Origin of the sequence: Micromonospora trifolii (genome assembly GCF_022229005.1) — a bacterium.
In the GTDB taxonomy this organism is placed as follows: domain Bacteria; phylum Actinomycetota; class Actinomycetes; order Mycobacteriales; family Micromonosporaceae; genus Micromonospora; species Micromonospora trifolii.
Window position 1 is genome coordinate 220,076 of sequence record NZ_JAKKFD010000044.1, and the last position, 12,574, is coordinate 232,649.

Below are 12,574 nucleotides of genomic sequence, written 5' to 3' on the forward strand. Positions count from 1 at the left end.
GGCCTCAGGCGGTGAGAGCGGCGGGTTCCCGCAGAGGATCGGTGGCGAAGGCGGCCACCCCCTCGGCGAACCCGACCCGGGCGGTGTAGCCGAGCAGCTCCGCCGCCCGCCGGGGGTCGGCGACCACGTGTCGGACGTCGGCCGCCCGGCCACCGCCGACGATCAACGGCGCCGGTCCGACCATCGCCTCGGCGAGGGCGACGGCTAGTTCGCCAACCGTGTGCGGGTCGCCGGAGCAGACGTTGACCGGTACGAGGCCCCGCGGCGGCGAGGCGGTCAACGCCAGCAGGTTGGCTCGGGCGACGTCGGTGACGTGGACGAAGTCGCGGCGCTGCCGGCCGTCCTCCAGCACCCTCGGCGGCAGACCCGCCGCCAGCGCGGACCGAAAGATCGAGGCCACACCCGCGTACGGCGTGTCCCGGGGCATCCGGGGACCGTAGACGTTGTGGTAGCGCAGCGCCCAGGCGCTCCCGCCGGTCTGCCGCGCCCACGCGGCAGCAAGGTGTTCCTGGGCAAGCTTGGTGGCCGCGTACGTGCTGCTCGGCGCGAGCAACGCGTCCTCGGGCACCAGAGCGGGCGAAAGGGTGCCCCCGCAGTCCGGGCAGGCTGGCTCGTACCGACCGGCGGCCAGGTCGGCGACGCTGCGGGAGGCGGGCCGCACGGCGCCGTGCGTCGCGCAGACGTATCGACCCTCGCCGTAGACGACCATCGAGCTGGCCAGCACCAGCCGGGTCACACCGGCCCGGTGCATCGCGGCGAGCAGCACCGCCGTGCCGTAGTCGTTGTGGCTGACGTAGTCGGGTGCGTCGGAGGGATCCAGCCCATGCCCCACCATTGCCGCCTGGTGACACACCGCGTCCACACCGGCCAGTAGCCGGTCCAGTAGGCGGGCGTCCCGGACGTCACCGACCACCGGGTCGTGCCGCCGGGACCACTCCGGGAGTTCCCCGCCGTGCGCCTGAGGCAGCAGCGCGTCGAGCGCGACCAGGTCGTGGCCGTCGGCGACGAGGAGGTCGGCGATCTGCGATCCGATGAAACCGGCGGCGCCGGTGAGCAGTACCCGCATCCCGGTGACCGTAGAGGGCATTCGGCCGGGGCGGGGCCGGTTCGCACGCCTGCCAGGCGATCGGTATCGAGGTATGCACCAAATCGGGCACCCGGGGCGTCTAGCGTCCCGGGGTATGGGTGTGACGGACCGGCAGACGGGTTTCCCGCAGCGGTGGTGGCGTGCCCTGGAACGGCACCCTCCACCGGTCCCCGGTCTGACCGGGGATCGGTGGCGCAGCCCGCTGCGGGGTCCGTGGCTCACCGCCGTTTACGGCGCCGTGCTCCTCGTCGGGCTGCCGCTGGTGATCATCACCGGGCTGCTCGACTACGCCGCCTACGGCCCTCAGTTCGGTCAGGCCCTCCCCCGCGAGGTGGGTTGGCTACGACTGCCGCCGTTCGACTGGCCGACTCGGCCGTCCTGGCTGTTCCGGGTCACCCAGGGGCTGCACGTCACGCTCGGCATCATCCTGATCCCCGTGGTGCTGGCGAAGCTCTGGTCGGTGATCCCGAAACTCTTCATCTGGCCACCGGCCCGCTCCCTGGCCCAGGTGCTCGAACGGCTGTCCCTGCTGCTGCTGGTCGGCGGCATCCTCTTCGAGATCGCGACCGGCCTGCTCAACATCCAGTACGCGTACCTGTTCGGCTTCGACTTCTACACCGCGCACTACTTCGGGGCCTGGGTCTTCATCGCAGCCTTCGTGGCACACGTGACGCTGAAACTGCCCCGGATGGTCAGCGCACTCCGATCCCGACCGGCCCTGCGGGACCGCCGCCTACCGGGGCAGCACGAGTCGCTGCGGGCCGAGCTGCGTACCCCGCTGGCGGCGACCCGACCCGAGCCGCCCGATCCGGACGACCTGGTGGCCATCGCACCGGGCGCGCCGACGATGAGCCGACGGGGCGCGATAGCAGTGGTCGGTGGCCTGTCCCTGCTGCTCGGCGCCCTCACGATCGGGCAGACCCTCGACGGTGGCTGGCGTCGCACCGCGCTGCTGCTGCCCCGCGGACGTCAGCCCGGCACCGGACCGAACGGCTTCCCGATCAACCGCACCGCAGCCGCGGCAGGCATTGAACCGGACGAGACCGGGCAACGCTGGCGGTTGACCGTGCGCGGCGGCAACCGCATGGTGACCCTCGACCGTCCCCGCCTGCTCGCGATGGGCCAGCACACCGCCCGCCTCCCGATCTCCTGCGTGGAGGGGTGGTCGACGCGACAAACCTGGTCAGGCGTACGACTGCGCGACCTCGCCGCCCTGGTCGGTGTGGACGATCCGGCGTCGGCGCAGGTGCGGTCACTGGAGAAGGCCGGGTTGTTCAACCAGGCGATCCTCCAGGCCAACCAGGTGCTCGACGCCGACTCACTGCTCGCTCTGCGGGTCAACGGTGCCGACCTCTCGGCCGACCACGGCTTCCCGGCGAGGGTGATCGTCCCCGCCCTGCCCGGCGTGCACTGCACGAAATGGGTCGCCGAGATCACCTTCCGGACCGGCGCCGATGGCTGAGCCCCTCTCCCGGTTCCGAGCGACCTACGGATCGTCCCTCCAGCACCTGGTCGTCATGATCGCCTGCTTCGCCCTTACCGGCTGGGTCGCGCTCCGTATCGCCGAAGAGGCCACAGCTGGCCGAATGCTGCTCTGGTTCGTCGGCGCGGCCATCGCCCACGACCTCATCCTCTTTCCGATCTACGCGTCGGCCGACCGGGTGCTGCGCGGCGCACTCGGGCGCCCCGGCCACGCTGGTACTGAGGGCCAGTCACCCGTCGCACACCACTCGATGCCGCGCCGCGCCGGGCAGGCGCCGTACCGGCCCTCACCGCTGAACCACATCCGGGTGCCGGCACTCGCCACCGGGCTGCTGTTCCTGGTGTATCTCCCCGGCATCCTGCGCCAGGGCCGGGAAACCTACCTCGCGGCCACCGGTCAGAACCAGCATCCGTACCTGGTCCGATGGCTGGCGATCACCGCCATGCTGTTCCTGGTCAGCGGCGTCTGGTACCTCCTGCGGCAGATCCGCTGGCGACGGGTCGACGGGTCGACGCGTTGAACAGGTGACTCCCGTCGCTGTTCCCAGGAAGGCACGAGCATGACCAGGTACGCCGAACTGCCCCAGGCCGAGGTGGGGGTGATCGGTGGCAGTGGCCTCTACCAACTGGTGGACGGTGGCACGGCGGTCGAGGTCTCCACCCCGTACGGCCACCCGTCCGACCCGGTCACCGTCGGCCAGGTCGATGGCCGCACCGTGGCGTTCCTGCCGCGGCACGGCGCCGACCACCGGTTCCCCCCGCACCGCATCAACTACCGGGCCAACCTCTGGGCGCTGCGTGCGCTCGGGGTACGCCAGATCCTCGCACCCTGCGCCGTCGGATCGCTCACCACGGAACTGACGCCCGGGGCGCTCGTCCTCCCCGACCAGATGGTCGACCGGACCAGCGGACGGGCCTGCACCTACTTCGACGACGGCGCGGTTCACACGTCGTTCGCCGACCCGTACTGCCCGAACGGTCGCGCGACCGTCGTCGCCGCCGCCCGCGAGGTCGGGTTCGAAGCCGTCGTCGGCGCGACGATGGTGGTGGTGGAAGGGCCGCGCTTCTCCACCCGAGCGGAATCGCAGTGGTACGCCCGCCAGGGCTGGCAGCTGATCAACATGACCGGGCACCCAGAGGCGATCCTCGCCCGTGAACTGGAGCTGTGCTACACCCCCATCGCCCTGGTCACCGACCTTGACGCCGGAGTCGACGCGGCCGACGCGGTCAGTCACGCAGAGGTGCTGCGCATCTTCGCCGCGAACGTCGAGCGACTACGTGAGGTGCTCTACCAGGCCATTCCGGCACTGCCGCCCGACCCGTCCACCTGCGCCTGCGGGCGAGGCCACGAGGGCGTCCCGCTCCCGATCGCCCTGCCCTGACACACGGTGAAGGACGGGTGGAGGACAAACAGCTCGCAGCCTGTCGTCAGCGCGGTGGCTGGCTGAAGCGCTGACGAGGAACAATGGCCGGCTGGTCGCGGAGCCGGGCTACGTCATCGGTGTCAGGAGGGGCCAGACGGCTCGCAGGGTGAGCACGGCGCCGACGACGAGGACGAGGGTGGCGGTGAGGATGGGTGTGAGGACGGCGAGTCGGGTGGTCCAGTGTCCGATCCGTGCGGGGATTTGGCGGTGCAGCCGCTGGTGTAGTCCGACGAGGAGGAGCCCGGCGAGGGTGAGGGTGGCGGCCATGCCGAGGCCGTAGGCCAGGACCAGGAGGACACCGAACCAGGTTCGGCCCAGTGCGACCGCGCCGAGCAGGACGATGAGCGCGGAGGGACTGGGCACGATTCCGCCGGCGATGCCCATACCGAACAGGCCTGCCCTGCCAGGGCCACCGTGGTGGCCGTGGTGGCCGTGACCGCGGGCGTGGTGGTGGCCGTGGCCGTGGTCGTGGTGCCCGTGGTCGTGGTGGTGGTGGCCGTGGCTGACGCTGTGATGGTGGGACGTCGCGACGTCGGCCCCGCCGGTGGTCAGGGCAGCGGGTGCAGCCGCGGCGAGGACGAGCGTTTGCGGGCGTGCGACCTGCTGCTTCCTGCGCGCGGGGATCGCCGAGCGGAGCAGACTCACGCCGATGCCGGTGATGAGCAGGCCGCTGAGAACGCCGAGCCAGCCGAGGAGGGATTCGCCGGCCAGGCTCGACGCGGTGGTGAGCAGCAGTCCCGCGGTCAGGACACCGGCGGTGTGGGTGGCGGTGACGGTGGCGCCGACGGTGAAGGCATCGCGGTAGGTGCCACGCCGGCCAGCGATGTAGGCGGCCATCACCGTCTTGCCGTGCCCGGGCAGCATCGCGTGAGCTCCGCCGAGCAACAGGGCCAAAAGAATCGCCAGTACGCCGGCCAGCGGCGTGAGCCGGTCGGCGCCGGTGATCGTGTTGAGTTGGGCGCCGAGGGCGGTCATCGATCGGCTGATCGGGCCGGCGGCGGGTATCGCGAACTCGCGTTCGCCGCTCGAGGTGGTGCCTGCGCCCAGGGTCTCGATCCGTGCCGAGCGGTGGTTCAGGGGTGACGACAGCAGGTCGTCGGGGTAGGCGCGCAGCTCGTCGGTGATGCTGGTGCGCGGCAGCGGGGAGTCGCGTAGGCCGATGCCGTGCCCGATGGCAGTGGCCTCGTGCCAGCCGACACGGTCGGTGCGGAAGGTGTCCTCGAAGGTGATCGTGGCGGCTCGACCCAGGTCGACCTGGGCGCTGAGGTGACATTCGGTGCGGCCGGTGACCAGGCTCGCCGCGCCGGGGCTGTAGGTGAGGTTGCTGGTACGAACTGTCCATGCCAGGGCGTGTCCGGCTGTTTCGGCGTGGAGGGCTTCTGCCATCGCCGCGCAGGTGGTGGCAGCGTGGTCTGCCGCCTCGGCCGCCTCGACGGTGCCGTTCGCGTCCCGGTCGACGGCGGTTTTCTGCTGCGCGGTGGGTATCTCCGCTTCGTCGAGGACCGCCAGGTCCTCGATCCGATCGGGATAGAGCTGCAGGCCGTGGTAGTGGTTGACGGAGAAGTTTCCCAACGGGTGCGCGGCCGCCGGACTCGCCGGCGCCAGAGCGCACCCGAGGGCGATGAACGCCACCGCCACTGCGGCGAGGGTCTTGCGCCGCGTCATCCGCCGCCGCCGAGGCTGTCGATCAGGCGACGTGCGATCGGTGCTTGCACGGCGTCGAAGTGCGGGTTGATCGTCATCGCGAGGCTGAGGTCGTCGCGAGCCTGTTGCCGGTCGCCGAGGGCGTGGCGGATCACGCCGCGGTGGTAGTAGAAGGTGGCATTGCGCCAGCCGAGGCGGGTGGCCTGCAGGGAGTAGTCCAACGCCTCGGCGTCGCGTCCGTTGCGGTGCAGGGCCCACGCCAGGGCGTCGGCGGTCAGGACGGTGCGGCGGGCGGACCACTCCGCGCGCGCCTCGGTCAGCGCTTCGGCGGGTTGTCCGTGGTCGGCTAGGTAGATCGCCGCGGTGAGGTGATCGGAGATGCCGTTGGCGGCGGAGAGTTGCCGGGCGGTGGCGACCAGGTCGTACTGCTGGCTTGCCTGCTCGGATTTGCCGACCACTGTGAGAAGGTCGCCGTACTCGATCAGCAGTTCAGGTAGCGGGAGTGCCTGCACGGCGCGGGCGTATTCGGCCAGGGCGTCGGCGCTCTGGCCGAGCGCAGCGCGGGCCTTCCCGCGCCCGGCGTAGAGCTGCTGGTAGGTCGGATCGGCGGTCAGGCCGGCGTCGTACTCCCGCAGGGCTGCCCGCGGGTCGCCATTGTGGAACGCCAACTCGCCGAGGTAGTAGCGGCAGAAGGCCCGGTCGGCGGGGCTGCTCGCCTGCGCCAGCGCCCGGTTGAGCGCGTCGCGGGCGGCCGCGACCAGCCCGCGCTGTTCGAAGTCGTAGGAGGCGCGGGTGAACGCCGCGACTCCTGGCTCGACGTCCAACATGCGCTGCAGCTGGGTGCGCGCACCGTCGTAGTCGCCAAGTTGCGTCAGCGCGTCGACCAGCACGCCGTGGACGCTGCCGGAGTGCGGGTTGAGGGCCTCGGCGCGGCGTCCCCAGTCCCGGGCTGCCGCAAAGTCGTGGCGGGCGTTGTTCAGCGCCGCCGTCCCGACCATCGCTTTCCAGTTTGTGGTGCTGTCCAGCTCCAGGGAGCGTCGTAACGCCCCGTCGGCCTTCGGGTAGTACGACGGGTCACCGGTGATCCGGCCCTGTTGCACGTAGGCCGAGCCGAGATCGGCCCACGTCGACCAGTCCTTCGGCACATCGACGAGCCGCCGCTGGGCCCTGGCGATGGCGGATTCCAGGGCCACCGCACCCGCCTGTGGGCCGATCCGGGCGGGCGGGGCCACGGTCGGGCTACGGCGCTGGCCCGGCAGCTGACTCGTGACGATCGGGGTGCCGACCAGCAGCACGACGCCGGCCAGCAGCAACACAACGGGCAGGCGGGTGAGACCTCGAGGCACGACCGACAGTCGACGCCGCAGGCCGTTCACGAGCCACCACCAGCGAGGGCGGCGTACGCGACGAGGTTGTCCCGGTAGCTGCCCGCCCGCCGGTCGAACGTCCCGGTGCAGGTGATCAGCCGCAGCTCCGCCCGATCGCTTCGGGCGTAGACCGCATCAGCGGGAAACGTGTTCTTGGCGTACTCCTCGATTCGGTAGACCTGGAAGGTCAGGACTGAGCCGGCGATGTCGCGGACCTGCACCTCACTGCCCACCGCCAGGTCCCGCAGCCGGTAGAAGACCGCCGGCCCGGTGTCAGAGTCCACGTGGCCGACGATCACCGCCGGTGGACCTCCCCGCTCCCCCGGCATCGGACCACCGGCATACCAGCCGGCCCTCTGATAGTCGGTGGGGGCGGGCAGTGCGCCGTCCGACTGACGGGCCAGGTCCACCAGGGGGGACCGCACCCCGATCGACGGGATCGACAGCTCAGCCGGTTGCGCGGGCGAATCCGAGCCGCCACGGCCCGGCTGCGGACTCAGCGGCGCGCCCGGCGCGCCCACCGGCGCGTCGGCCGCGCTGCCGTGGGCCTGCCCCGACGGTCGCTCGACCGTCGTCAGCGTGACTGTCATCAGCACGATGAGCCCTCCAACGATCATGAGCAGCACGCTCGGGGTTATCCGCCGCAGCGGCAGTGCGGCCTGCGGGACCCGTGCGGGCGACCGGTAAACAGCCATGCAACGTCCTGCCCCCGCCTCGAAGTGGGCTGATCACGATTCGGCCCGCCACCGACGCCCTCCGTCGGGACGGGCCTGGGACGCCAAAGGTGCGGCGCGGCCGGGGGCCGCGCCGCACCATCGATCAACTGCTGGCCGGACGCGAAACGGTCAGCCGGTGACGGCGACGGCTGACCAGCAGACCGGCGCCGAAGCAGGCCGCCGCAGCGATACCGCCCGCGACTCTCATCCAGACGACGCCCGTCGAGGCGGTGCCGCCGGCACCGCTGGGCACGCCGCCGGAGGGCATTCCGTCGGCGTCGATCTGGTTCACCGCCACATTGCTGGGTAGCGCCAGATACGGGAACGTGTTCACGAACGGCACGTTGTTCGTGTTGACCTTGTCGCCGGCGGCGAGCGCGGGAACGAGCTGCCCGGTCTGCGCCGCGCCCTCGAAGGCCTGCAACTCGATGTCCACCACGTCGTCGGTGAGCCGACGTCCGTTCGGGAAGCCCTGCAGGTCACCGCCGAGCACGCCCAGTCGGTTCGGGTTGGCCGTCACCGGCACGCTCATGTTCAGCCGCAACTCCTCGGCCGGCACGAACGCCTTCGCGTCCACGTCGGCATTGAGGATCTGCGAGTTCAGATCCGCCTGGATCGGCGGCGTCGACCCGTCCAGGGTCGGCGCGTTCTTCGCGATGCCGGTCAAGAAGATCTCCGCGAGGTCGTTGCGCGGGGTGGCCGGTGCCGGGATGTTGTAGATCTGCTGGATCACCTTCGGCAGCTCCGGGTTGAGGACCCGGTCGATCAGCTTCTGGTTCTTGCTGTCGTCCGCCGGAGTGCTGGCGTTGAAGCCGTCCTTCTGGTTCGCCGCTGGCACCAACTCGTTCACCAGCGGGTTACCCAGCCGCGATACCTGTACCTGGTCTCCGCCGGCCTTCGGGTCCTTGACCTGCATGCCCGGCTGCGACGTGGCGCTCCACACCCCGATCACCGGGTTGCGGGTGTCGTCGTCGTTGAGCGCCAGCGCCGACTTGGGCACCTGCAACGCGACGGTCTGCACGTTGTAACCGGCCAGGGTGTCCTGCCCCCGCTCGGACAGATTCGCCCCGTAGATCAGGTCGAATACCCGCAGGTCCAGGAAGAAAGGATCCTCGGCCTGACCCGCGTACGTCTGCCCGCCGCCCTCGACCGACGTCACCGCCTGCTGACGCAGCCGCCCGTAGTTCGGCATCGACGTCGGACCCACATTCGACGGCGCGACGATCCCGTCGTGTACCAGCACCCGCGAGTGGCCGCCCTTGATCTCGCTGAGCGTGTAGGTCTGCTTGAACAGCAGCGTCGGGTCGTTCAGGTTGTTGACCACGCCGTTGTTGTAGAGAAACGTCGTGCCGTCGCGCTTGTCGTCGTTGGCGAACACCCACCGGTAGGTGACGTCCGCGCGGGCGTCACCGTCGTTGTCGATGTTGATGTCGTACTGGGCGCCGGGCTTGAAGAAGTAGAAGTTCGGCCCTCCGTTCGGCTCCTGAAACGGCAACCAGTTCGCGATCAACGTGACCGTGTCCTGCTTGTCGGGACTGACGAACGCGTACACGTCCGTGTTGTCCACCTCCGGATCGCCCGCGATCAACGGCGCCTCCCGGTGACTCGACGCGTCGGCCACCTCCGACACCAGCCCAGCGCCGCCGGTACCGGCGACCAACGCCAGCGCCGCGGCTCCGGCATACCACGCCAGGGCACCCCGCCCCGGATTAGTGAGTAGCGAACCACCTCGCACGTCCCCCGCCCCCGTCCCCATCTGTGATCAATAAAGCCTTGACCAGCACTTATCCCCCAACTTGATTCAACAGCGACCGCGATCGCAGGGAAGCCGAAACCCGAAACCTCGGCGAGCAACACGCAGATCGCTCACAGCGCAACAATTCGTCGCAGGTCGTCTCAGCCTCGCGGAAGCGTCGTCGAAGGCGGCATCGGTGATGCCATCTGTGTCAGCGGCGATCCGAGCGGCGCGGACATCAATCAAGGCTTGATGCTGCGGGTCAGGCCGTCAAAGGCGGCGCCGGTGACCCAAGCTGATGCGCCCTGTGGCGCGGCAGTCGCCTGTCACCGGAGTCGACCCTCCGCACCGGCCCCTCGGACGTTTTTCCTGTTCAGAGCACTGTCCGGTCGATCGGGCTCAACATCACTCATTGCCACCCGGAAGGCCTTAGCGAGCTGCTTTCATGTTCTTGGGACTGATTCGAGGCTTTCGGCCTCATCCCTGCAGAGAGGTGCTCGACATGAAGTATCCGCTCAACAGGAACCTGCTGCTCGCCGGTCTGTCCGTGACCCTCGGGGCCAGCGCGTTCGCCGCCCCGGCGTTCGCCGACGGCGGGTCGGGCAACGACGGGCGGCACGACCGCGACAAGTCGTGCCACTCCTCCGCCGGCTACGACAAGGGCCGCTACTCCTCCAGGAACGACAACGACGACGACCGGTCGAAGAACGACAGGAAAGGAGGGCGCGACGGGCTCAAGGCTGTCGGGTTGACCGACGATCAAAAGCTGGTCAAGTTCGACGTCGACAAGCCGTGGGACGCCTGCACCATCGGCCGGGTACGGCTGGAGGACGACGAGAAGCTCGTCGGCATCGACTACCGGGTGCAGAACGGCCGGCTCTACGGCGTCGGCGACGAGGGCGGCGTCTACCTGATCTCCACCCGCGACGCGAAGGCCACCGAGGTCAGCCAGCTCAGCGTCAAACTCAAGGGCGAATACTTCGGCGTCGACTTCAACCCCGCCGCGGACCGGCTGCGCGTCATCAGCGACCAGGGCCAGAACCTGCGCCACAACCTCAACGACGACGTCACCGTCGAGGACGGCAACCTCACCTACCCGCCGGCCACGGACGTCGCCAAGGGAGTGACCGGCGCGGCGTACACCAACAACGACCTCGACCCCGACACCGCCACCACCCTGTTCGACATCGACACCAACCTCGACCAGGTCGCGGTGCAGTCCCCGGCCAACTCCGGACAACTCGCCGCCACCGGCAAACTCGGCGTCGACGCCGGCGACTGGGCGGGCTTCGACATCTACAGCAGCATCCGCGACGACAAGGCCGTCTACAACAAGGGCTACGCCGTCCTGCAGGTCAACCACCGCAGCAACCTCTATCAGATCGACATGCTGACCGGGAACGCCGACAAGCAGGGCACCTTCGGCGACCGCACCGTCGTCGACCTCGCACTGCCGCTCGACCAGCACTGATCCTCACCCATGCACGCACACAGACAGCGGCAGGCAGGCAGAGACCCATGTGGTCCGCCTGCCTGCCGCTGGATTGGCGGTGAGCGCTTCAGACGATGAGTTGGTGTTGCTCTACGGCACCCGGTGGGGCCGCAGCGTGGACGCGATCCCCGGCCCGGACGGCGCGATCTACGTGACCGACGGCGCGGCCGGCCTGGTCTACCGCCTGACCCCCGCAGGTTGAACCGACGACCGTCCGTGGGCCCGGCGTCCCGCCGGGACTCGCGGACGCGGCCGCCGGCTGCACGAACCGCTCAGCTCAAGCCAATGCGCACGGCCGGCAGGCTGCCGGCGGCCTCCCTGGCCCGGAGCGCCAAGGTCCGCGGGTGATCACCGTGGTGCCGGCGCGAACGACATTGCTGGTCCATCTGAGTCGTTCGTGTGCCGCAGATCTGGACGGGCGCAATGTGTAGCCGGTGTCGAGCGCGCTACTGCAGGTTCTTCCGGCGCAGCCAGGCAGACAGCAGGTCTGCCACCTCGACGTTGTTGAGGTCAGAGAACAGGAAGTGGCTGTTGCCCTTGATATCTTCGGCGGGCAGGTGCACGACGGTGGCGTCCCCGCCGTTGCGGTTGATCAGGGCGGCCCAGCGCCGAGCCATCTCCAGAACGGCACGCCAGTAGTCCCGGGCCGGGATGTCGGAGGGCCGGCTGGGGATGTTGTCGCCGTAGTACAGCACAATCGGGATCCGGGTTAGCTTGAGGAACTCCTGCCGGGGAACCGCTTGCCCGGTCACGGTGGCGTAGTTGTTCGGGATCGGCTGGGGCATCTCATCGTCGGGGAAGGTGAACGCGCCACCCGGCTCGTAGCCGACGACCGCACGCACCCGGGTGCTCTTCATGGCCGTCCTCCAGCCCGGCGCCCCGCCTTGAGAATGGGTGACCAGGATGCCCGGGCCGGACCGCCGGAACACTGCGGCCATCGCATCGGAAATGACCTCCTCGTCGTACGGACCGGTGTTGGGCGTCATCTGCCGGAAGAACTGGTTCAGCGAGTCATGGTCGCGGGGGAACTGCACACCCGGGTAGAAGCTGGGCCAGACACCGATGCGGAACTGGGTGAACCAGTTCTGGTCGGCCGTGTCAGCGGCGATGGTCGTGGGAAGGGTGCTCTGGCCGGCCTGGCCACGCCGCGGCTGATCCACGAGGTACACCCCGCGACCGCGGCGTAGGAAGATGTTCTGGAAGCCCTCGCGGCCGTCGGGGGTGGTCTCCCACGAGCGTGCAGATTGGCCGGCGCCGTGCAGGAAGACCAGCGGGTACCGGCACGGGTTCTCGGGGATCTGGTAGCGCACGCTGGCGTGATCTCCGTGCAGGGTCTGACCCTGAGGTTCGAACGGGGTCCGGGGGTTGAAAACGCCCTCGGTGCGTTTGACGGTCCCGCCTGCGGAGAAGCTGCCCTGCTCTGCGATGGCTAGAGGCCTGGGCCGGCCGGGACGCGATGCTCCGGCAACCGCAGGGCTCGCCGATGCTGTGGACACAGTGGCGCCAGCCGTGATCGCCAGTGCCGAGGCACCGAGCACTCGCCGTCGGGAGAGGGCCATCATTAGCTCCTGTCTAGGCTGCGTCGAATCAAGCTGCGCGGGTCGTGAGGTACCGCCCTCACGACCTG

General features: G+C 69.7%; 11 protein-coding genes. 5 read left to right on the forward strand and 6 right to left on the reverse strand.

From position 1 onward, the window contains the following. Positions 1-4: 4 nt before the first annotated feature. A complete protein-coding gene (locus NIE79_RS25775) occupies positions 5-1,066 on the reverse strand; it encodes an NAD-dependent epimerase/dehydratase family protein (RefSeq protein ID WP_238681008.1) in 1,062 nt (353 codons plus the stop codon). A 115-nt stretch (positions 1,067-1,181) separates the two neighbouring features. Between NIE79_RS25775 and NIE79_RS25780 the strand changes: the two genes are divergently transcribed. The 3 genes from NIE79_RS25780 to NIE79_RS25790 are packed head-to-tail and all read left to right on the forward strand — an operon-like array spanning position 1,182 to position 3,951. Continuing rightward, positions 1,182-2,549: a molybdopterin-dependent oxidoreductase gene (locus NIE79_RS25780; protein WP_238681009.1), complete on the forward strand. Its 1,368-nt coding sequence runs from the start codon at positions 1,182-1,184 to the stop codon at positions 2,547-2,549. Next, positions 2,542-3,090, forward strand: a complete 549-nt coding sequence (locus tag NIE79_RS25785; protein ID WP_238681010.1) for a hypothetical protein — start codon at positions 2,542-2,544, stop codon at positions 3,088-3,090. The genes NIE79_RS25780 and NIE79_RS25785 overlap by 8 nt, the downstream gene beginning before the upstream one ends. A gap of 39 nt (positions 3,091-3,129) precedes the next feature. Then, positions 3,130-3,951 (forward strand): S-methyl-5'-thioadenosine phosphorylase, encoded by an 822-nt coding sequence (locus NIE79_RS25790; protein WP_238681011.1) that lies wholly within the window; start codon positions 3,130-3,132, stop codon positions 3,949-3,951. Between the two features lie 108 nt (positions 3,952-4,059). On the opposite strand, the gene NIE79_RS25795 is transcribed toward NIE79_RS25790, so the two are convergent. The 4 genes from NIE79_RS25795 to NIE79_RS25810 form a co-directional block, all read right to left on the reverse strand. Continuing rightward, a complete protein-coding gene (locus NIE79_RS25795; protein ID WP_238681012.1) occupies positions 4,060-5,658 on the reverse strand; it encodes an urease accessory protein UreH domain-containing protein in 1,599 nt (532 codons plus the stop codon). Next, the gene (locus NIE79_RS34090; RefSeq protein WP_238681013.1) at positions 5,655-6,983 is read right to left on the reverse strand and encodes a tetratricopeptide repeat protein; all 1,329 of its coding nucleotides are present in this window, start codon (positions 6,981-6,983) and stop codon (positions 5,655-5,657) included. The genes NIE79_RS25795 and NIE79_RS34090 overlap by 4 nt, the downstream gene beginning before the upstream one ends. Positions 6,984-7,009: 26 nt before the next feature. Further along, a complete protein-coding gene (locus NIE79_RS25805) occupies positions 7,010-7,699 on the reverse strand; it encodes a class F sortase (RefSeq protein ID WP_238681014.1) in 690 nt (229 codons plus the stop codon). 124 nt (positions 7,700-7,823) lie between these two features. Next, the gene (locus NIE79_RS25810) at positions 7,824-9,455 is read right to left on the reverse strand and encodes a DUF4331 domain-containing protein (protein WP_238681015.1); all 1,632 of its coding nucleotides are present in this window, start codon (positions 9,453-9,455) and stop codon (positions 7,824-7,826) included. A gap of 502 nt (positions 9,456-9,957) precedes the next feature. Between NIE79_RS25810 and NIE79_RS25815 the strand changes: the two genes are divergently transcribed. Continuing rightward, complete coding sequence (locus tag NIE79_RS25815; protein ID WP_238681016.1) at positions 9,958-10,926, forward strand: DUF4394 domain-containing protein; 969 nt, start codon at positions 9,958-9,960, stop codon at positions 10,924-10,926. 79 nt (positions 10,927-11,005) lie between these two features. Next, positions 11,006-11,149: a hypothetical protein gene (locus NIE79_RS25820; RefSeq protein ID WP_238681017.1), complete on the forward strand. Its 144-nt coding sequence runs from the start codon at positions 11,006-11,008 to the stop codon at positions 11,147-11,149. A gap of 244 nt (positions 11,150-11,393) precedes the next feature. Here NIE79_RS25820 and NIE79_RS25825 read toward each other — a convergent pair whose 3' ends face one another. Next, positions 11,394-12,257: an alpha/beta hydrolase gene (locus NIE79_RS25825; RefSeq protein WP_238681018.1), complete on the reverse strand. Its 864-nt coding sequence runs from the start codon at positions 12,255-12,257 to the stop codon at positions 11,394-11,396. Positions 12,258-12,574 lie beyond the last annotated feature (317 nt).